Origin of the sequence: Endozoicomonas gorgoniicola, assembly GCF_025562715.2 — a bacterium.
In the GTDB taxonomy this organism is placed as follows: domain Bacteria; phylum Pseudomonadota; class Gammaproteobacteria; order Pseudomonadales; family Endozoicomonadaceae; genus Endozoicomonas_A; species Endozoicomonas_A gorgoniicola.
In genome coordinates, this window is record NZ_JAPFCC010000001.1 from 3,381,784 (window position 1) to 3,403,493 (window position 21,710).

The 21,710-nt window shown below is 44.0% G+C and carries 18 protein-coding genes and 1 pseudogene; 12 read left to right on the forward strand and 7 right to left on the reverse strand.

All coding sequences use genetic code 11. From position 1 onward, the window contains the following. Window positions 1–73 precede the first annotated feature (73 nt). From NX722_RS15580 to NX722_RS15600, 5 genes are all read right to left on the reverse strand, one after another. On the reverse strand, window positions 74–823 hold the full coding sequence (locus NX722_RS15580) for a hypothetical protein (RefSeq protein ID WP_262563756.1): 750 nt from the start codon (window positions 821–823) through the stop codon (window positions 74–76). Window positions 824–913: 90 nt separating this feature from the next. Next, complete coding sequence (tnpA, locus tag NX722_RS15585) at window positions 914–1,345, reverse strand: IS200/IS605 family transposase (RefSeq protein WP_262563698.1); 432 nt, start codon at window positions 1,343–1,345, stop codon at window positions 914–916. A 103-nt stretch (window positions 1,346–1,448) separates the two neighbouring features. Beyond that, entirely contained in the window at window positions 1,449–3,599 is a 2,151-nt protein-coding gene (locus NX722_RS15590; RefSeq protein WP_262563757.1) for a BAR domain-containing protein, read from the reverse strand. A 26-nt stretch (window positions 3,600–3,625) separates the two neighbouring features. Continuing rightward, window positions 3,626–4,540, reverse strand: a complete 915-nt coding sequence (locus NX722_RS15595; protein WP_262563758.1) for a hypothetical protein — start codon at window positions 4,538–4,540, stop codon at window positions 3,626–3,628. Window positions 4,541–4,694: 154 nt separating this feature from the next. After that, window positions 4,695–5,513 (reverse strand): hypothetical protein, encoded by an 819-nt coding sequence (locus tag NX722_RS15600; protein ID WP_262563759.1) that lies wholly within the window; start codon window positions 5,511–5,513, stop codon window positions 4,695–4,697. A 232-nt stretch (window positions 5,514–5,745) separates the two neighbouring features. On the opposite strand from NX722_RS15600, the gene sodB reads away from it, so the two are divergent. After that, complete coding sequence (sodB, locus tag NX722_RS15605) at window positions 5,746–6,324, forward strand: superoxide dismutase [Fe] (RefSeq protein WP_262563760.1); 579 nt, start codon at window positions 5,746–5,748, stop codon at window positions 6,322–6,324. 156 nt (window positions 6,325–6,480) lie between these two features. Beyond that, window positions 6,481–6,963 carry a TnsA endonuclease N-terminal domain-containing protein gene (locus tag NX722_RS15610; RefSeq protein ID WP_262563761.1) on the forward strand — a complete coding sequence of 161 codons (483 nt, stop codon included), beginning with the start codon at window positions 6,481–6,483 and terminating at the stop codon, window positions 6,961–6,963. Between the two features lie 201 nt (window positions 6,964–7,164). Here the strand turns inward: NX722_RS15610 and NX722_RS15615 are convergent, their stop codons facing one another. Next, window positions 7,165–8,565, reverse strand: a complete 1,401-nt coding sequence (locus NX722_RS15615; protein ID WP_262563762.1) for an IS1380 family transposase — start codon at window positions 8,563–8,565, stop codon at window positions 7,165–7,167. A gap of 218 nt (window positions 8,566–8,783) precedes the next feature. Between NX722_RS15615 and NX722_RS15620 the strand changes: the two genes are divergently transcribed. The 10 genes and pseudogenes from NX722_RS15620 to NX722_RS15665 all read left to right on the forward strand — a co-directional run bounded on the left by NX722_RS15620 (window position 8,784) and on the right by NX722_RS15665 (window position 20,603). Beyond that, window positions 8,784–9,275, forward strand: a complete 492-nt coding sequence (locus NX722_RS15620) for a helix-turn-helix domain-containing protein (RefSeq protein ID WP_262563702.1) — start codon at window positions 8,784–8,786, stop codon at window positions 9,273–9,275. Next, window positions 9,268–9,831: an IS630 family transposase gene (locus NX722_RS15625; protein WP_262568630.1), complete on the forward strand. Its 564-nt coding sequence runs from the start codon at window positions 9,268–9,270 to the stop codon at window positions 9,829–9,831. The genes NX722_RS15620 and NX722_RS15625 overlap by 8 nt, the downstream gene beginning before the upstream one ends. Window positions 9,832–9,834: 3 nt before the next feature. Next, window positions 9,835–10,194 (forward strand): TnsA endonuclease C-terminal domain-containing protein, encoded by a 360-nt coding sequence (locus NX722_RS15630; protein WP_262563763.1) that lies wholly within the window; start codon window positions 9,835–9,837, stop codon window positions 10,192–10,194. Continuing rightward, window positions 10,191–12,593, forward strand: coding sequence for a hypothetical protein (locus tag NX722_RS15635; RefSeq protein ID WP_262563764.1), 2,403 nt, complete (start codon window positions 10,191–10,193; stop codon window positions 12,591–12,593). The genes NX722_RS15630 and NX722_RS15635 overlap by 4 nt, the downstream gene beginning before the upstream one ends. Beyond that, window positions 12,586–14,337 (forward strand): ATP-binding protein, encoded by a 1,752-nt coding sequence (locus tag NX722_RS15640; protein WP_262563765.1) that lies wholly within the window; start codon window positions 12,586–12,588, stop codon window positions 14,335–14,337. The genes NX722_RS15635 and NX722_RS15640 overlap by 8 nt, the downstream gene beginning before the upstream one ends. Window positions 14,338–14,412: 75 nt before the next feature. After that, the gene (locus tag NX722_RS15645; RefSeq protein ID WP_262563696.1) at window positions 14,413–16,116 is read left to right on the forward strand and encodes an IS66 family transposase; all 1,704 of its coding nucleotides are present in this window, start codon (window positions 14,413–14,415) and stop codon (window positions 16,114–16,116) included. Between the two features lie 158 nt (window positions 16,117–16,274). Next, entirely contained in the window at window positions 16,275–17,129 is an 855-nt protein-coding gene (locus tag NX722_RS15650) for a TniQ family protein (RefSeq protein WP_262563766.1), read from the forward strand. A gap of 73 nt (window positions 17,130–17,202) precedes the next feature. Next, on the forward strand, window positions 17,203–18,699 hold the full coding sequence (locus NX722_RS15655; protein WP_262563767.1) for an ISKra4 family transposase: 1,497 nt from the start codon (window positions 17,203–17,205) through the stop codon (window positions 18,697–18,699). A 31-nt stretch (window positions 18,700–18,730) separates the two neighbouring features. Continuing rightward, window positions 18,731–19,828 (forward strand): annotated as a pseudogene (locus NX722_RS15660) (TnsD family Tn7-like transposition protein); the annotation flags it as partial. After that, window positions 19,770–20,603, forward strand: coding sequence for a hypothetical protein (locus NX722_RS15665; protein WP_262563768.1), 834 nt, complete (start codon window positions 19,770–19,772; stop codon window positions 20,601–20,603). The pseudogene NX722_RS15660 and the gene NX722_RS15665, both read left to right, overlap by 59 nt. Window positions 20,604–20,782: 179 nt before the next feature. On the opposite strand, the gene NX722_RS15670 is transcribed toward NX722_RS15665, so the two are convergent. Further along, window positions 20,783–21,697: a toll/interleukin-1 receptor domain-containing protein gene (locus NX722_RS15670; RefSeq protein ID WP_262563769.1), complete on the reverse strand. Its 915-nt coding sequence runs from the start codon at window positions 21,695–21,697 to the stop codon at window positions 20,783–20,785. Window positions 21,698–21,710 lie beyond the last annotated feature (13 nt).

A 21,710-nucleotide genomic window follows, 5' to 3' on the forward strand; every position in this document is an offset into this window, starting at 1 on the left:
TTGAGGCTAGCAAGGGAGTTAACGGAGGTTTTTAACTCATGAGATAAATTTTAAATAACAGGAAGCTTTAGAATTAGCGTTCGCTATATATACCGTCAATCAGAAACACATCACCTTCACTGCGCCTGTGTACTTCTTCAAGCAGGTGAGCATAAAGTGCCGATAACTGACGATATTCGCCTTCAGACAACGCTGTTTTGTTCAGTGCCTGCTGTGCCTGATTGCACAGGCTGTCAATAGTCAAACTTTCAACTTGTTGTATATCTGCACTTTGCAATTCAATTAAAAATGGAAATTTTGGTTGACCAGAATCCTTCCTCTCCTGGCAGAGCCTGCCCAGACTGTTATGAATCAAAGCAAGCTGATACTCGTCAGGCCAGTTTTCAAGATCGACCTGATGCCTGAGCCCCGGTTGAGCACAGTTTTCAAGAAATGAAACGACCATAGCCAACAGGCTGACTTCTGGCACCTTATGTGACAAAAATCCCTGTTCACAGTTGCCTTGCTCATTTTCCACAATGGCCCTAACCCTTCTCCTTAATTCACCGATCTTCATTCTGGCTAAATTGTGCGGCTGAAGCTCCGGGTAATACTGAACAAAATGTTGATAAAAAGCCGGCTTTGTGTGCTTCCAGTTATCCAGCGTGTCCTTAAGGGCAATCAGCATTTCACCATCGTTTGTACACCGGAATGCAGCATAAGCTTGCCTGAAAAAGTGTTTTATCTCACCGGCAGAATTCAATGCCTGAGCTTTTACAGTACCGATCTCCCTGTAGAGCAGCTTTTTCAACCAGGGACCCGCTTCATTAATAGCAGCATGCAACTGGCACCACGAATAGTTAACTGACCTCCGGCATAGCCGGAGGCTTATCAGATTACGCCCTCTAAGGGCTTTTATTGCGCCCAAGGGCGCTTACCAGTCAAGATCATACTGATCTCTATTTCCATCATTCTTTTCTTGATCTCGGATATATGCCCGAACCACTTCTTCATCAAGTCCTACTGTTGAGACAAAGTAACCTCTTGCCCAAAAATGCTCTCCGTTAAAGTTACGCTGCTTGCCTTTGAAATTTTTCGCAATCTCTATTGCACACTTTCCTTTCAGATATCCAACGACATGAGATACCGGATATTTGGGTGGAATACTGATGCACATGTGAACATGATCAGACATCAAATGCCCTTCGAGAATTTTGCAGCCTTTCCTTCTGGCAAGCTCATGAAATATTTCTCCGAGAAACTTTCTCAAATTCCCATAGATTACCTTTCGTCTTCTCTTTGGGATAAAGACAATATGGTACTTACAATCCCAACGCGTATGAGCCAAACTCTTGTAGTCTCTCATTGGTTTTACCTTCAATTTTCTTGGTCGGAAACTGAAGGTTAGCTACTGTCGCTACGGTTAAACCTATGAGAGTCTCCCCGGCATAGCCGGGGGTTTATCAGTGTTAATTAAACCAGCCTTCCTTTAGCAGGAAGCGAATTGTCCGGAGGTCTTTACTTTGCCCCGCATCTTCAATGCCAAGCTCCACGAACCTGTTCAGCTGGTCTTCAACAATCTGAAGAATTCTCTGCCTGCAAGCCGTCGTATCTGTGTGAACAATACCCTCATACTTTGCCCACACGCCTTCCTCTGCTTTCTCAAGGGTTACCCGGGCTTGTGCAAGACGGTCAAATGCCGGATTTTTTGAATCAATAACACCCATTTTTTCCAGATTATGTAAATGACGCGACAACTGGTTCAGCGTGCTGCCATGAAAGTTAATTTCCCGGTCAACAGGTAGCAGTGCCTGACTGACATCCAGGCCTGAATACAGCCTGATTAAACGTTCTTCTATCGCACCTGCCTGCACGCCAACACCTTCGGCATCCAGCTGGTCACCGGCATAAAACAGCAACGATTGACAGATTTCCTCTCTTGCTGAATTCCTTGCCACTTCATCCTTGCGAATCTGAAACTGTCGCATCAGTAGCAAAGCCTGAAGATCCCTGCCCTCAGACAGCTGGCAACGCTCACCGGCATCATGAAGCGACGCTTCCACCCGCCTCTCTTCTGCCTGTAAATGCTGCTCTATCCTGGCAACATACCGATCCAGGTCGATGCCTTGCCATGGGTCAAATTCTTCAGGTATGACCTTTCCTGCAAACAGATGCTCAAATGATCTGGCATCCTTAATAGCCTTATGCGCAGCAATATTAACCAGCCGGTCTTTCTGATCCTTCAGAGCTTGTGTGAGCTGCTCAAATTGATCAGCCTTCAGGGTTGTCTTTAAATCCTTTAGATGAAGGAACTGAAAGGCATGCAACGACTCAAGGTCTGAAAATTCTCTTGTGACAAAGCCATTCAGGTCAGGAACCGGCTGTTCAAACAGAGAGGTTATCTTTCCCGGCAATAGCTGGCTGTTGTTAAGTTTCATTGGAAGGATTGATGACGGAGGCGCAGGGCAGCCCACAGCAGCCCGTCGGGCTCCGGCACAAAAGCGCTGAAGCGGGCCTTTTTGACGGTTAAACAGGGTACGGCGATCCCCGGGAGCTGATCGTGAAGAGACTAAAACAGGTTCTTCCGGGGCAACCTCAGTTTCCGTGGGCTTCGACGGTCGATGACGTTCAGGTAAACTTTCCAGCCGTCTCCTATGACCCAGCAGTGGCTTAAAACCCTGAATCTCAGGATGAGCCTCAGCCCGTAATGGCGCTCCAAACATTTCCTCAACGTGTACATCTCGCCCGGCATCCGCTTCACGACTGCCACCCACGGGATCAAAAACAAAATCAAGCAGCTTTTCAAGCTTACCAACACCATAACATCCCACCCGATAAGCACCGTGGCACAACCAGCCCAGATTCTGGCCAAAACAGTGAATAAGCTGTGAGGGACTCAGCAGGTATTGTGTAAATTTATTTTCTGCACGAGTCCGTCTTTCCGTCCTTTCCCGGACAACATCCGGCTCCAGTCGCTCAATGGCTGTTGAGACATTATGGGACTTCAATGGCCGGGAACTCAGATGGCAGGCTTCATTAACACCATCCAGCAATTGCCTTGCACTGTCATGAAAGGACTGACAGTCATCGAAGACTTTTTGCAGTAAACGATTGACCTCCTGCATAGACACGCTACGGTCAGCCACTGCTCTGTTCAGGTCTTCAATGCTTCCCTGAAGTCGACTAAGATCCGCTTCAGCCCCTATTCTCCCACGTCCATCCCAGTCAGGCCCAAGCGTTGGGGCATGCCCGGTAGCCAGCTGTAGGGAATAGGCGTGTAACCGGGCTCCAAGGTCTGGAATAAATCGCAATAAAGGCGTGGTTCTCTGAAGCACCAGCTCAACATCCTGCTCATCTCTGACCAGGTTTTTGCAGGAAACCAGATAACCAGCCTCAACTCTCAGTTGATTGATCATCGCATCAAGTTCGTCCCCCAGTCGCTGGGGAGGCTGCATCCTTCGTCGCTCCCGCAGTGAAACATCGGGTACTTCATCACGAACACCAGAAAGGGTTGGTTCCGGGCTGAATGAATAAGGTCCATGACGAACAACGCCCGGGCTATCCGAAGAATGGCCCGGGCGGAAAGGTTCTGGAGATCTGGAAGAGTGATCGACATCCATGTCAACGCACCAAAAGGATCAGAGCATTACCGGCTTATCGGCAGGCTCTGCAGAGCCTTCTCCATAAATTGCCTGAACTCTGGCATCAGGGCTTCCTGAACATCCTGCTTTTGTGCGGTAGAAAGGCTTTTTCCGGCTCCCTCCCAGTCCAGACGACAGAAACCACGGCTCTTGAACTGTTTTTTGCTGACAAAATCAGTTGAAACCCAGTCCAGCTGCAAAACCCCGACATAAGGTTTGACAGCCTTTGCTCGAGTCGCTTCGTTCGCTTTCGTCAGTACCCGGCCATAGGGGGAGTAACGTGTATGGAGCATAGCCGGAGCGTTGAACAGGTCAGAGGTTGACATCAGAAGATACCCCACTGAATCATGAGACTTCATCCACTGCTCTATACGACTCCAGTCGTAAAGGTTATCACTGCTGAACAACCCTCCCACACTGAGCCAGCCTTTTATCACACAGCCATCAATCTTCCGGGTGGCATTCTCTGGGCATGCATGCTCCACACTGCCCAACAGTGTCTGGAAAAACTCCAGACTGATGCGAGCAGATTCCAGCTTCAGGTGATTATTAAGGGATTTATAGAGAGGCACACTGGCTTCGATATCCGGAGCCAGTGTGTGTTGCTGACCCACTTTAAGTAATGGCAGAAGCAGCCCTTTCTGACTTCGGTCATTCAATGTCTGTAACATTCGGGGGGACATTTGGCACTGCCCCCTCAGCTGCACAGGACCTGAAAAGAAGTCTGAGACTGAATCAGGCAGTTCGGATACCTGCCACTCACGGCTGTAATCCCAACCCTGCCTGACTTCAGCTCTGGCGTCACTGCGATGATGGTCAGACTTGTCTTCACTGAACCAGTTCAACCAGGAACATCCTGTTAAAGCCAGTGACAGCATGACAGGAGTCAGCCGTATAACCGAACGATACATTCTGGACATTACTTACCTACATCTATCCTTTTATCGTATTTTAATCTTAGATAGACCTTTCACCCAGAACTGCCCAAAATTCATGGACGAAAGTTCTGTAGAGAAACGTCAGAAACCCGCCAGAATCAACAGCTACTCCAATATTAAACTATTCAATATCAAACTATTCCAACCCCAAACCCTGTTCAGGTGGCTGCGTAAATTCACGAACCGTCTCTTCCAGCTGATGAATCTTACGATTAACCTGCTGACGGAAGTTGTCCATTGATTTCACGGCATCAGACTGATCCCTGATACGCTGTTCCAGCTCAGCATTCTGCTTTTTCTGCTGTGCCAGTTGCGACTGCAACGCTTCCAGCTGGCTGCGCATTGCCTGAAGATTGGCCGTGACTTCAGATTGTGCAGCCACCTGTTCAGAACTCATAGCCTTCAGGCTCTGCCTGGCATCCTTTAGTTCCTTACTCAGACCAGCAATGGCTTTGTTAGCCTTGCCTGCCTCAGACGCTGCGTTATCTGCCTTTTTGGTGGCTTTCACCACATTATCCTTATTGATCAGAATCCAATGCCGGTTACGCTTGTTGGACACATCCCAGAGCTTGCGGATCTCGGAATTCACTTCCTTCAACTCAGAGCGAATAGAAGAGTCGCTCTGGTTCAGGGTTTTTCCTGTTGCTGACACCTCTCCCGTCACCTGACTCAGGTTATCCTTGGCATTTTGCAACTGAGAACGGGTGTCCTCAAGCACCTGCTGCATCTCATAAAACTGCCAGCCGCCAGCGCCTCCCAAAGCGGCTACCAGTACCAGCAAAAACCAGGTCATACCATTACCTGGTTTCTTTGCCACCTTTGGCGCTTGTGACTTTGGTGTATCCGCCACGGTGGGCTTTCTGGCAGTCCCTTTTGACTGACGGCGCTCCGGGCGCTCATCGGCCGAAATGGATAATTCAGGAACAGCCTTTATTTTCTTGTCATCATCTCTCATGGGTTATCCATCCAGAATCAATCTCGCCATTTTAGAAGAAAGGTTCTTCAGTCCCAAGAGACACAGCTCAAAATAAACACTGTTTTCAATATTGTTAAATGAAGTGCTTTTCATATAAAAACAACCATTTACCTATATGGATTCGTATGAATACTGATGGTAACATCGCTTCTGCGAAACACTAGATCGAAAATTGATTCTTATTTATACAAAACCACGTGGAGAGATTAACATGGCTTTTGAATTGCCTGCACTGCCATACGCTCGTGATGCTCTGGTTCCACATATCTCCGAGGAGACTCTGGACTATCACTATGGCAAGCATCACAACACCTACGTTGTGAAACTCAATGGCCTGATTGAAGGTACCGAACTGGAAAGCAAGACCCTCGAAGACATCATCAAGACATCAGAAGGCGGTATCTTCAATAATGCAGCACAAGTCTGGAATCACACCTTTTACTGGAACTGCATGAGCCCTGATGGTGGTGGTCAACCAGCCGGTGAGCTGGCTGAAGCCATAAACAAGGCTTTTGGTTCCTTTGATGAGTTTGTTGCCAAATTCACTGATATGGCCGTTAACAACTTTGGCTCTTCCTGGACCTGGCTGGTAAAAAATGCTGATGGTTCTGTTGAAATCATAAACACCAGTAACGCCGCCAACCCCCTGACCACAGACCAGAAGCCTCTGTTAACCTGTGATCTCTGGGAACACGCCTATTACATTGACTACCGTAATGTCCGTCCGGATTATCTGAAAGCTTTCTGGGCGCTGGTAAACTGGGAGTTTGCTCAAACTAATTATGCCTGATGAAGTTCACTTGACAGATACACAATTAAGTTGGCAATCAACACAATGAGTTGGCAATTACCACAATTTATTGGCAATTCAGACATTTAAATTGGCAATCAAGGTTGTTTTTTAACCTATACTGTCTGGTAGTAATTACCAGACAGTGATTTTTATATGCCATCAAAGAATATAAAGAACTCTCCTTATTCCGTATCTGAGAAACTGTATAAGCTCTGGAAAGAAAAAAAGCTACGTGGAACAGGCACAGGGCCAAACTATATACGAGGCTTAAACATTAATGAAGTTCGGTCTAGCAAAGGCAATCGCAAGCGAATCGTTCCTAGTATAAAAGCCCTTGGTAGACTTGTTCATTTAATGTCCGACCTTGAATACAAGGTGTTCAAATTTTTTGATCTTTCCAAAAATGTATTGGATATTCGTGAACAGTTCCCGCTTGACAGAGAAGTTACCCTTTCCATCGCAGAAAAACTTAAGATCAAACACCCATCAGTAACCGACTACAACACCAAAGAGCCTATGGCTCACTGGATGACAACTGACTTACTTGTTGATTACTTTGATAATGAGGGTAATAAAAAGCAGTTAGCTGTGTACATAAAGCCATCAAAAGATCTAACCCGAATATTTCATAAATGAGCAACAAGTTCCGGAAAAAACATCCCATTCTGATTTTTTCGGAGGTCTGTTGCTCTACTGTCCATGAAAAAGGTATTACAACCCGAACTCACCATTAATTCGGATGTTTTTTGATCAGCACCTGCTTTTTCAGGACAACAGAATTCCCCAACACTCTTTCTGTTGGTCGCTATTTTATTCTGATTGAGTTTATGAAGCTGACTATCCCGGTCGAGGCAGCGGCATTGAATAAAAGACTTCGGTTATATGCTGCAAAAGCCCTTTTATTGGACAGCTGCGGGGCAAGTGAAGTTTGATTCGGTCTTTATACTCAACCACTTTAACCGCGACCTTACAAAGTTTTGTGATCACGGTTGATGGCTGTGCCTTTTCCAGCTCCGTACCTTTCAGTGCCTTGGTTCTCAGCTCATAGTGAAGAACATAAGCAGCGCAGGCGTAAAACATTCTCAGGTGATTTGCCAGAAAGCCTTGATCTGACAAGCGATCACCGGACAAATCACTTTTCAGATGCTTAATGAAGTTCTCATCCTGCCCTCTGGGACAATAAAGGTCTTCATATATTTCCTCGGGGGAAGCCTCCATCATCGAAGTCACAATAAAGCGGGGATTGTCGCCTTTCTGGTTGACCTCTGCCTTATAGATTATCCGGGTGTCCAGCCCTTTCCAGCTTTTTGCCTGATAGTCCGTTTCTCCGTAGAGCCTGAGTCGCTCAGGCTCTGGCATGTTGTTCAGTTTTGCCAGCCCGGTTTTAACGTCGAGAGCTTTCCGCGCTTCATCCAGCAACTCTTTGGCTTTAGGTCGCAAGGCCGTCTTGTGTCCTGCGCCTTTTCCCAGCACGTAGTCGGAGTGAGGGTCATCCTGAACAACCTGCATTAACTCTGGTTGGGCAAAGTGGCTATCCCCACGAACCAGTAAATGGGTTTTCGGCCATCTTGTACGGATCAGCTTAATGAGGCGCTGGAGAATAGCTGCATTCTCTCGGCCTGTGGGTGTTTTTCCAGGACGCAGGATCGAAGTGATCAGCTTGCCGCTGAGCCCCTCAAAGATCATTAAGGGCAAGTAACAGTAGTCTTGATATTTGGCGTTGAACAGGTTCATCTGCTGGCCGCCATGGGTGATAGCAGGCGTATGATCCAGGTCGATAATGATGGCTAATGGCGGGTATTCATAACTGCTGATGAAGTGATCAGCCAGTGCTTTGGTCATATTATAAATATCCCGTTTGGTCATGGACTGACCAAGCCTTGTATACGTTGGAGCGGAAGCCAGATGGTTATCATCGTCCAGTGGGTTTCTTCCATTGGCAAGCTTAAAGATTGGGTCTTTACGCAGATGGTTGCTGTCGTTTGCATCTTCATAACCACAGGCCATTTGCAAAACTCTTTGGGCAATGAGTTCTTGCAGGGTGTGGTCGATGTAGGATTGATGACGTTTATCGTCAATGCCGTCAGTCAGCCTGGATATGATACCGCTGTGAAGCATTGTTTCACGTAGCATCAGGGCGCCAAAATCAGAGGATAATTCTCCGCCATTGAAGTCTGCCCGGATAGTTTTTCCGTTGGAGGGGTGAAAACGAAGCTGTTCTTGTGTAAATTTGTTCATGGCAAGTTCCGGTTTGCTTCTTCCGAAGCATTTTTTTGGTCGACCCAATTATATCAAGTGATTGGGCGGAACTTGCCTCTTTTTATGAAATATCCGGGCTAACCCCTCGAAACCTTCAAAAGCTGATCATTGAGTATACATACTGGCTACTATTGATGTGAGCCAATACTTTGCAGGTGCAAAGTCTGTATTGTGACACCTCTGTTTTTGAGGTGTTTATGAGCAAGGTTGACGGTCGCAAAATTTCCCACGAAGTGAGAGAAGCCATTCGCATGGAAGCTATTCAGAAATGGCTTGATGGTGCGACTGTAAAGAGCCTTGCTGAAGAGTATGGAACTGATGAATCCTGCATCTATCGGTGGACTGGAAGGTACCGCGATGGCGGGATGGAAGCCCTAAAAACTCGACCCATCGCCCATAGCAAAAACGCTAAGCTCTCACCTGAGCAACGAGAGTCCCTGACCCAAATCATTCTGACCAAAGACCCAACCGCTTACGGATTTTATAAAACGCTCTGGTCGAGGGATATTCTAGCCTCAGTAATAAAAACAGAATTCGATGTAACCATGCACCCTGCAGCCGTTAGTAAGATGCTCAGGAGAATGGGATTAACTCCTCAGCGGCCGGTGCGAAAAGCCTGGCAGCAGAGCAAAAAAAAAAGTACAGGAGTATCTGGATATACGCTATCCGACCCTTCGCAAACTGGCTGAAGAAAAGAAAGCAATTATCTACTTTATTGATGAAGCCAGCATACGCTCTGACTATCACAGTGGCACAACCTGGAGCCGAAAAGGCTATACGCCGACTGTCACAAAGACAGGAGCCCGGTTTGGCATCAACATGATTTCTGCAGTGAGTGGTGAGGGACATATGCGCTACATGACCATTCCTGGTCGCTTCAACGCCGATGTTTTCATCAAGTTTCTGAAGCAAATTGTCAGTTCTCATGATCGTCCGGTTATGGTCGTAACAGATGGACACTCGGCACATAAAGCCAAGAAGGTGATGAAATATCTCAGCAAGGAAGAGCGGCTGTTGGGTATCCAGATACTGCCTCCGTATTCTCCGGAACTGAACCCCGTAGAACTCATTTGGAGTGTATTAAAGTCGGGCCGCATAGGTCGTATGGCGTTGAAAACCAAAGATCAGTTTCTCAGAGCGGTCAGTTCTGGTTTGAAATCCATACAGAGGAAGAAAAAGATGATTTTAGGGTTCTTCCGAGCTGAGAACACTGCCTATGCTTGCTTAGAAAAAGTTCATGCATAGGGTGTGCGCAGATCAATAAAAGGTGTTCGTTTTTGCATCATTACAGATAAATCTTTCTCTAAAGACGTTTACGAAAACCTTGAGTTTGCTGGTTCATTTTATGATGAAGACAGGCTAATTGACGAAATGATACCCAACTTCATTGAAATAGAAGAATCCATAATTTCCAAAATCAGCTCCATGCACAGTAGGATAAATTTAATTTGTGAAAGTGTCGACCAAGACCTGGCCATACCTTCTGGTGAATCTTTAAGAGTTTTTTATTACATGATTGGAACTAGAAAAATTGATATTGAATTAAGAAAAGTATCTATCGGCCCATTAACAAACTCATCCATTCTTCAAAAATATATACGACCATGAGTTCATCTACAAGCCTGCTTTTTGAATCTTGTTTGATCATCGAAACTGAAGATCAAGAGAAGAGCATTTCAATTAAAGATAAAAAAATTTTTCGGATACTTTTTTTTGATGATGAAAATGAAATAGTATTTCTGATTAACATATCGGATGACAGCCTTCCCTTTCAATTATCAAATGAAGAATTCATGTCAAGAATGGAAAACAACCATTATTCTATATATACAGGTAAAGACCCATTTGACACACCAATAGATCTAACAATACACGACAAAGATTCAGTAAAAACTGCCAAAAATAAAGCAAAAAAACAACAAATAATGGAAAAAAGGTGGCTACAAATAAAGAATCACATTAACAATGAACCAAATATTTTTTACAGTTCATTCAGATCAACTTTAATAAAAAGAGAGAAAAAAATATCAAAAGAAAATAAAAAAGAATATACCTTGTCATACATACCTTATAAAGATGAATATGGAAAAAATTGCAAATGCAGCCTCAAATATTTTTTAAAATACTTAAAGCTCTACTGGAAAAGGGGAAAGTGCTATTCAGCTCTTAGCGATGATTATAAAAATTGCGGGTCAACCGACACTAACCTCGAAAACCCGGGAAAGAAACGGGGACAAAAATATAAGGAAGACCCTCTAGGACTAATAGGCCGTGCACCTAAAAAAGTCGACCATCAAATTTTCGAATTTTTTATAAAAAAAGAGATAATAAAGAATAAAAGTGGTGTTAAAGAAGCATACGAAGCAATGAAGAGATCAGTTTATTTCTCTAATCCAGAGCAACTAGTATCAGCAAAACAAAAAACACTATCCATCTCAGAACAAGATATTGAAACACTAAAGCAAGGCTCCCTTTCTCAGCGACAGTTTGAAGTTTATTACTATAAAAACTATTCACCAGAACAACGAGAAAAAAACCGTGTAAGCAAACGAACTTATGACCTGGAAAGAGCACCAAAAACAGGCTCTCAGAAAGCTTTATTTCCGGGACATTTGTTTGAACTAGATGCGACTGTCTTAGACTACTATATCGTATCTCACTTTTATCCATATAACCTTATTGGCCAGCCGACACTCTATTTAATTATCGACGTCTATTCGAGGTTCATCATAGCCTGGTATTTGTGCTTAGGCAGGCCATCTGGTGAAAATGCTTTAAGAACTCTTGTGAATATGGCTACTGACAAATCTGAGTTGTTAAATAAAATCGGATACAAAAAGCCATCTTGCTGTACTAAGAATGACATGTTCACAATACAAGGAATGCCTAAAGGGCTTGTTATTGATCAGGCTGAATTACGAAAAAATATACCTAAACACTTTCAAAAAACATTTGGAGTACAAATCATCCAAACACCTGCTAAGCAACCTAAATGGAAAGGTACTATAGAAAAACGCTTTGATATAGTTCAGAGGTGGAATAAAATGTACGACCCTTCTTATGGCAACTACCCAAAAAAGAAATATGGCGACCCTGACGTTAGATTAAAAGCTATCAGGTTTTTTGATGAAATGTATATAGAAGTAACTGACGCAATCTTTGAACATAATTACAAACCAATTGACAACCCAAAACTACTCAATGTATCCATACTAGAAGAAGGTTTGTCAACCACGCCTGTTGAACTTTTTAATCATGGAATAGCAAAAGTAGGAGGTTCAGTAAAATCTTTCAGTAGAGATAAGATTTTGAGGAATTTACTAAAGCCTGGAGTAGCAACAAAAACTCTTCAAGGAATAAAGTACAATGGATTATTTTACTTACCTCAAATTGACAACGTTGAAGAATTCCTATCTTCTTCCAAAACAACTCAATACAGAAAAGTAGCTTTAAACAACAAACTAAACATTCTTGAACACGAGCAAATAGTTGACCAAATATACATGCCTCTTGATGGTTATGATGATCCTATTATTTGCAACCTTCTTGATAGTTGTAACTTCCAAGTACAGAGCAATCTTCCTGAAGGTTTAGATATGAACGACAAGAATTCAATTAAAGGCATGTCATGGTATGAATACAATGATATTAAAGAGGAATACAATAAAACCAAGAAGAAGGCTGATGAAAAATACGAAAACATAAGGGATGAAATAAATAAGCGCCGAAAACAAAGAATGGAAGATGCTAAAAAAAGAACTGATAAATTAACTGCTAACTTGTCAAACAGTGCATTTCTTTCCGGTGCAAATGAAAGAAAGAAAATGCTAAAAGAAAAACAGAGTAAGGAAGAGGCAGCAGCCATTAAGGAAGCATATCACTCAATGGATCAAACGGATACAGATGATAAGCAGCAACCTAATGATGAGCAGTATTATGATGATGAAATAGATTACTCTGACCTTATTGATGATATCGAAGACGAAATGGAACAAGACAATGAGTAACGACAATGGTGGCAATAAAACAAAAGAAGATAAACAAAGAGTATTTTTCCAAGCGGTAAAAGATGGAAAAATCAAAACACCTGAATTTATTATTTGGAAATCGAAACAAAAAGCTCTCATTGCGCAATACACTGATTTTACAAAGGCAAACCCATACAGCAACTCTATTTTTGCTCAGGCTTTACCTCCTTATCTATCAGAAGATGAATTCATTAAATATGCCAATTATTTTCCAAATTATTTTACAGAAGAGGTCAGAAAGTTAACCTCTCCGGAAAAACACGATAGAGCTACAACCGTAGATAAGTTATTCAGGGTCACAAACAAAAATATTGAGGTTTTTCAAAAAATTTCCTCTGCAATAAGAAGAAGTTATACAGACAAAGTTCATGATGGCGAACATCAGAACTCCAGAGGAGGCATTGTTATATACGGCATCAGCTCAGAAGGAAAAACATTTGCTGTGAATTTCAGTTTATCCTATTTTTATCAGTTTATTGTCCACTTAAAAACCAGATCAAACTATAAAAATTCCGCTCAACCTGATATGGATTTTGTCATACAAGTTACATGGCTAAAGATCATTTGTCCCTCAAATGGAGGCCCCATAAGCCTCTGTAATAATATTTTATCTGCCGTTGATGCACTGATTGGTTCTGATTATGAAAAAAGCTTTAAATCAAGTTATGGGCATAGAACAGAACTTGATTTGAAAATATATATCAACCGTGTGAAGCAGGTAATCAAAGACATTCATCTTGGCGTTTTGGTAATTGATGAAATTCAGTTCATAGCACACGGCGAATCCAAACAGCAACTCGCTGATTTTCTGGTTGAACTCAGCGATGAAATAGGAATACCTATTATCGTCATTGGTACTCTTGAAGTTATTTCAGCTTTCAGTGAGTTATCCTTCTCATTTAAATCCAAACTAACAAAAGATAATGAGGTTTATTTTGAACCGTTTGAACCTGTAAATGGAAAAGCACCCAAAGGTTATCGCTCACTGATACGATTGCTATTTAAAAAATACCAAATTGGTAATCATCCAATACCCATAGAGCTGTTTGACGAACAGGAAAAAGTCCTTAGCACTGCAACTGAACAAGCCAAAGTAGAATCAATAAGTGATGTTTTTTTTCATGAGACAGCTGGAATAACCCTGTATACCATTAACCTTTTTATCTTACTCCAACAACATATAAATTTACTGGAAGATAAAGCTAAACGTAATGCACGTAAAGCCAAAGACCAGAATAAAAAACCAACACCTCCCAAAACAAAGTCAGTAAATGAAATCAAGACTCTCATCAAAAAAACAGCAAAACAGTCATTCCAGATAAACAGGAAATACCTTAATGCCATAATAAGAGGTGATAAAGAGTCACTGCAAAAAATGAAAGATGTTGATTTTCGAGAATTCAGGCGAAAAGATGCTTCAAAAAAATTCCAGCCATCTGTCGATATTGAAGAGGCTCAGGAACAGTATGAAAAAAATGTCGAAATCCCCTCAAAATTAAAAACCACCCTGGATACTTATGGCATTTCAGAAAAGATTGCCGATGAAGCCATTAAGGCTGTTATGGATGGTTACAATGATGAAACTGAATTCGAACTTATCACCAAGGCAATGGACCTTTGTAAAAAGATGGTTGAAAAACCAGACAAGCCAATTCGCTTGTCCCCTCACATTGAACGTGCCGATATAGACCTTGGTAAAGTACAAGATGAATTGGAAATGTAACTGCTCAAAATTGACTGGCAAATCAACCTCTACAGGTCAAAGAAAGTTATCCTGATCTTTCGTATATTTCACCGTATGCACCTGCCTGACTCACTATTCTCCAGTACAGACAATGAACAGTTGCGTTCATTCGTCAAAAACCTTCTCGACACGGTCGAGAAGCAATCTGTGCAAATTGAAAGGCAGCGCGTTCAGATCGAACAGCTGGTCGAAGAGAACGAACAGCTTCGAGCAGAAATTCGCCACCTGAAGAAGCACAAGGGCAAGCCTAAAATCAGGCCTAATGTCTCGGACAAGGGCGATGATCAGGAAGACAGCTCTTCTGCGGAAGACACTGATCAGGCTGCCGGGAAAAGTGACACTGATCGTCCGCCGAAAAGTAAACGACCACGATCACAAGAAGCCGGTGAAACCGCTGCACCACCAATGACTGTTGACCGAGAGGAAATCTGTTCAATCGCTGCTCCCGGTGAGAACTGGCGCTTCAAGTGCTATATCGACTTTTTCCATACTGAGCTGGACTTGCGTTTTGTCACTACTCGCTACAGGCGTGAGTATTACACAACTCCGGAAGGCGGGGTGTCAGCCCCGCTACCTGATCATGTGAAAGACCGTTTTGGCGACAACCTGAAAGCCCATCTGCTGGATTTTTATCATTCATGCAGTACGACACAGCCACTACTGCTATCTTGGCTGCACGACCATGGATGCTCAATATCAGAAGGTTCCCTGAGCAACATCCTGACGAAAGGCCATGATATTTTCCACCAGGAAAAAGAAGAATTGCTGGAAGCAGGGCTGACTTGCTCTGATTATCTCCAGGCCGACGACACAGGTGCTCGCCACCAAGGAAAAAACGGCTACTGCCTGTTTATCGGCAACCCTTATTTTTCCTACTTCCATAGCAGCGACAGTAAGAGCAGGATTAATTTCCTGGGCTGTCTGCAAGGGCAGCAGCGGCTTTATCTTCTCAACGACGTTGCCATTGACTACATGGAGAATCAGGTTGATGTGTCGAAGAAGTGGATCACTGCGCTATCCGAATGCGGCGAGAAGCGTTTCTCAACAGAAGAAGAGTGGGAGAGCTTCCTTAACAGCATTGGTTGTGCTGCCCCGCAACAAAGGCGCTGGGCGACAGAGGGTGTTTTAAAGGCCGCATTGATGCTCAATCATCGCCTTGAGAACCTGATTATCCATAGCGATGGAGCCCGGCAGTTTGATACAGCCTTTCAGCATTCGCTGTGTTGGTACCATGCGGGAAGAAACATGGACAAGCTGATACCGGCCAATGACCTGGAACGAGCCGCCCGTGACACCGTGCAGGATCAGTACTGGTGCCTCTACGACGACATTGAGGCCTACCAGAAAAAACCAACGGACAAGGAGAAACAGAAGCTCTACCAGGAGTTTGATCGTTGGGTAACACAGCGGGTTGACTACCCTGCCTTGCAGGCTGAGTTGGGCAAACTGATGGTTGTCAGGGAAGAGCTGTTATTGGTTCTTGAGTATCCGTGGCTGCCACTGCACAACAACCTGAGCGAGAGGCAGATCAGAGAGTATGTGAAACGGCGAAAGGTTAGCGGTGGTACCCGGAGTAAACTTGGGAGGAAATGCCGCGACACCTTTGCCAGTTTGAAAAAGACCTGTAAACAACACGGGGTGTCCTTTGCCAACTATCTCAGGGACAGGCTGACTGGAACCAATCTGATTCCGCAGCTGGGGCATCTCATCCTGAAGGCATCAGGCTATCAGGAAACGGTTCTTGCCAATGGAATATGAGCAGTTACTTGGAAATAATACGGGCTTTCTGTGAAGAGCAAAAAGCAAACAAAAACCCTGAGGCAGTGCCTGATATTTTACGCAAGCACGGGTTAGAATTTAATCTTGAAGCAGAGTTAGATCTGTAAACCAACATAGTGGAAAACAAAAGGTCACGGATGATCCTGACATTTCCCCATCCCTACCCAGATGAAACCTTCTACAGCTGGATCGCCCGCTACCACGAGCGATCCGCTAACCACTATGCCAAAGTTACTGTCAAGTCTATTTATGACAGCCCCTATGGCTGTGCCATCTACAACCTGCCCACCGGTCTCGAAAGCTTCTGCAATCAACTATTGCCACTGCGCAAATATCATGCGGAAGACATTCTCAAGTACCACACATCACTGCCCTACTACTCAGCGACATTTTCCAAACAGCGCATTGCAAGTGCCAAATCTAAAATGTTGAGTAATCTGAACATCGGCATCCACGGCCTGCTTGGTATGCAGGCATCCAGCGTAGCAGAGTTTCGATACCTGCGATATTGTCCTGACTGCCTGATCGAGGATACGGAACAATTTGGTGAACCTTATTGGCACAGAGTTCATCAGCTACCTGGAGTGCTGGTTTGCCCTGACCACAATGTTCCCATCCTCAACTCAATGGTTGACAAGCAAAACAACCACTCTCAGCTCTATGCCAGCGCAAAAGACTACGCAAAACCCAATCTGGTCCAGAAAAATATACAACCAAGCTCACAGTTAATCGCCATAGCATTAGAAAGTAAAAAACTACTTTCACATTTCCGTAGGCCAATCACATTCACTCGCTATCGTACTCAAATACTCTCTGCCGGTTTTAACAAAGGAGACTTGATTGATCAGGGGAAGCTGGCCGAAGCCTTCCTGAATCACTGGCCCGCCACTTTGCTTGATGAATTGAGCGTACCTTCTGACCTGAATAGCGAAGGGTGCGGTTCATTTGCTACGACGCTCTACCCCAGCAAAACCAACCACTTTGGCGACTGAGAGCAAAGAAAAAAGGGCTGTTTCGTGGTGATATAACGTCGCCAAACAAATAACACCGGAAAAGCAGCCCTTTGTGAACGCATCTTACGCCAATACTCTCGACTTTCAATTTTTTTCTCCTGCACAGGATCACTTTAATAGCATGATCCGCCACCTCGAATCTGCCTGCCTGCAGGAACATGGCACAACTGAAGAGTACATTCGAACCAATGGGGACGAGCTGCTTCGGCTAATGTTTCAGGGCTATCTCGATAAACAGGCTGAAGATGAAGAAAGAGCAGTGTCTGTCACTCCCGCTGACGGCATACCTCGTAACCATATTCGTCAAAATACCAGCCGGGTTCTCACCACGGTGTTTGGCAAGGTAACGGTCAAACGGTTTGCTTATAGCCAGCGCAATGTCTCCAACGAATTCCCACTGGATGCCGGGCTCAACCTTAATAACGACCAATATTCTGATGGTGTACGCAAGCGTGTGGTCACGGATGCTATTGATCGTTCTTATGACAATGTCGTCAAACGGCATCGTGAAAATTGCCCCGGCATAGTTGGCAAGTACCAGACAATAAAGCTGGTTGAAGGCACAGCTCAGGATTTTGTCGAATTCTATGAACAACGAACCATAGAAGATGAGCAAACAGATGACCTATTGGTTCTGAGCTTTGACGGGAAAGGTCTGGTCATGTTGCCAGATGGGTTAAGGGAAGCGACCCGCAAGAATGCAGAGAAAAGCAAGAAAAAATGTCAGACACGTTTAAGTCCGGGAGAAAAGAAAGACCGGAAGCGTATGGCTATGGTGGCGACTGTTTACACTGTGCGGGCAAACCCACGCTCACCAGAGTCCATCATGAACTCTGAAAAGAAAGCGGACAATGTCGTCAAATTTCGACCTCCAATACGCAACAAGAGGGTTTGGGCCAGTGTTGAGAGGGACGGAGAAACAGTCATCGAAGAAGCCTTTGATGAGGCTCTCAAGCGTGACCCGGAACGAAAACGACAATGGGTTGTCGTGGTCGATGGGCATCCGCATCAACTGAAAATGATTGAAAGAGTTGCCCGCAGAAAACAGGTCAAAACCAGCATCATAATGGACTTCATTCATGTGCTGGAATATCTGTGGAAAGCCGCTCATTGTCTGCATGATAAAGGTGATAAATCTATTGAGAAATGGGTTGAGCAGCAAGCACTGAAAATTCTTCATGGGCAGTCGGGTCGGGTAGCCAGGGGCATAAAGCAAAGTGCCACGAAACGAAAATTGAAGAATCGGGAAGCTATTGATAAATGTGCTAGCTATCTGCAAAAAAACAGAGACCGGCTTTGCTACGATAAGGCGCTACGCTCAGGCTTTCCTATTGCCAGCGGAGTGATTGAAGGCGCTTGCCGACATTTGATAAATGACCGTCTTGATATAACAGGCGCACGATGGAGCCTGCAAGGCGCGGAAGCCATTCTGAAGCTTCGCTCAATAAACTCCAGTGGAGACTGGGATGAATACTGGTCATATCACCATTCGTGCTCTAAGAAACGAAATTACGGTGAGTTGATGGTGAATAGGGAGGCTTCGTCGTAGCAAATGAACCGCACCCAATAGCGAACACAGCTGGTTGAAGTTCATAACCCGCAGAACACGACAAGGGCTTAAGGCACATCCACTCCAGCATATTCTTCTCAGATTATTTCTTAAGGAATACCAACCTGTACCGCAGAAAAAGCCAACGGCCGAACAAAAAAACTATCCCGCCTCAAGCTATCCGTGCCCAAACCCATTTTGCTCTATAGCTGATGACCTCAGTGCAAAACTTGAAGAAACTTACCAACACCATAAGTCTGGACCTGTTTTCGGAGTCATGGGGTGTGACTGCGGCTTTAAGTTTTCTGCCAACATTGAATCGGAAAATATCTACCAAAACAATGTGCTTCAGTATGGCTCTGTATGGGATACCCAGTTCATCCTGTATGTTGAGCAAGGGCATTCCATACATAAATTAGAGCAGCTTCTTTCAGTCAGCAGGCCCGTGATAAAGAAAAAAGCCCTTGAGTTAAAGCTCTCTCCAAAGTGGTCTGTTCAATCCAGACCCACCAGATTGAAAAGGAACTTTATGGATGTTCGCAGTAAAAAACATAAAGAGATTTTTCTTCGATACCGGAAGAAACACCCTGATGCGTCCATGAAAGAGCTCAGAGAAAAAATCAACAGCACCATCAAGTTTCTTTACCGATACGAACGAGTCTGGCTGAATCAACACAGACCAGATCAGAAGCCCCCCTGCAAGCCTACCCCACGCATTGACTGGAATAAGCGAGACCAAAGCTACCTTGAAGAAGTAAAATCCATCGTCACAGAACTGAATAGTACGCCTGGTAAACCACAGAAACTTACCCCTTTCAAAATCAGCAGAATCCTCGGACAAAAAAACATCTTCACAAAAATTCCTGAGAGGCTCCCTCTGACCATGGCTTATCTGGAGAAAGCCTGCAACAAAGACGAGTACATCAGCCGCACATTCATCTGGGCTGCCGCTAAGCTACGTCATGATTTCCAGACTCTGACACGAAGTAAAATCCTGAGCAAAGCAGGCATTCGCTATACTCCGTCCGATCAGCATGAAGCCTTGCTTAACCAGCTTATGGACATCCCTGATGAAACGCCGTATCAGCCGCTCAAAAATCGCTCCAGTCAGAATTCAGGTTCCTCTTGACTCAGCTACCTCAAAGATTACTCTTGTCGCCTATGGCAATCTTGTCAGCGTAAATAAAACCCCTCACATATGGTGTCTGTTTTGCGATGAAACAAAACAGCTGATAGAAGAACTCCAACCACTATCTTTAATGCCCTACTTCAGGCTCGGCTGCACCTTCAATAATGGTTATCCGATTAACGCCACATCGTACCAGACAAGTTACTCATTGAATGTCAGCAAAGCAAAAAACCAGCTACAAACAATACCTGACAAACTGCTGCAACCCGACCTGTCACAGCTGCATGGCCACTATCGAAACCAACTCTGTATCCCTGCAAGAAACAAATATATTTCACTGCCAGACCTGATTTTGAAAACCCTCTGCCCTGATCCAGCCTTTACCGAAATTATCCTTGAGCCAATTTCACAGTCATTCATCCTTCGACAGGTTCTGAAAAAGGAAGATCAGCTCTTTGCTGAGCTGGACAACCTGTATTCTCTGAGAGTCAATGCGGCAACAGCAAGGCAGCTGGCATGGCTGGCTGGAAGCTCTGAGTATCGAGCCTGGGCTCGTTCCATAGCTATTTATGCTGGTGAAGCCCTAATTTCCCCAGAAGGCAAGCCTTGGCAGTGTCCACTACCAGACTTCAAACTGAAGGTAGACTATTCAGTCATAAAATCACCGGGAGCAGCACTGGTATATGGGATTAACCGTATTAGCCCAGTGCTGGGTATGAAGTATAAAAAGATCACGCTCTATCGGAGCAATAGGCAGGAAACATTTACTCTGTAAGGTCCGCGCACCTTTCATAAAGTAATGACACTAACTTAAGCTCGAAAAGCCCGAAAAAAAGCAGCCATAAACAAGGGGCTGTAAGTATTTTGACTTATAACTTGCTTTCAACAACACAGGGTGAGAGACACAAATGGCAAAGGCATTTTCCTCGAATCAATGTCATTAACTCTTATTCGTTATGCCTCGGTTTCGACCCCAAGAATTACTTCTGCTAACTCTGATGCTATTTCTTCTATGCTTTTAATAGACGTGTTCAATGCTACTTTATCAGCAAGAGCTGGACTAAAATTCATAATGTCATTTTTTGTGACCTTGTGCCAAATTGGTAGAATCATTTTGTAACCGTTCATCTCCCTTGCCACCATAGAGTCCAGCTCGTATTGGGTCCAGCTCTTTGAGCAAAACGCTGAAGATAAAATCACTGCACCAAATTTAGATTTCATAAGGCCATGATCGATCCTTTTTCGTAAGCTGTCTCCTACTTTTAGCGTAAATTCATCATACCAGACTTTAAGCCCCATATTTTCCAAGGTCTCAGCTAATGGCCTCACAAAATCTTCTTTATCCTCGGATGCATGCGAAATGAACAAATCGTATTCAACTGTTGATGATAAATACGAATCATGACTTGGCAAATTCTCAAGTGACGCCGATAAATTTGCTGTATTTTTGATCTCAGCCTGAAGCTTCTTTTGATAAGCAACCTGCTCTCTCTGAGTTCGCTTCTCCAAATCAGCAATCCTTTTTCTCTCCTTCTCTTCGGCTTGAGCCTGTTTCTTTCGTTCCTTATCTTCTTCTTTTGAAAGATCCTGTTTCAGCTTTAAAAGCTTACCTTCCTTATCTGCTAGTTTTTTATACAAATCTGTTTTTCTTACTTCAGTTTTAACAATTTCAGCCTGCTTTCTATTCATTTCTGCCTGTTTACTCTTAAGCATGCCGGCACTTGTGTTTTTTGTAATGCTTCTTGTGATCTGACCTATACGATTGTCACAGTCAGACTTTTTTTTGGATTCCAAGCTAATTCTGTGCTGAATGTCAGCAATTTCTTTTTGTGTTCTTGTAATATTGTTTGAAATTGTTGAAATCGACATAAGTCCTCTTAAT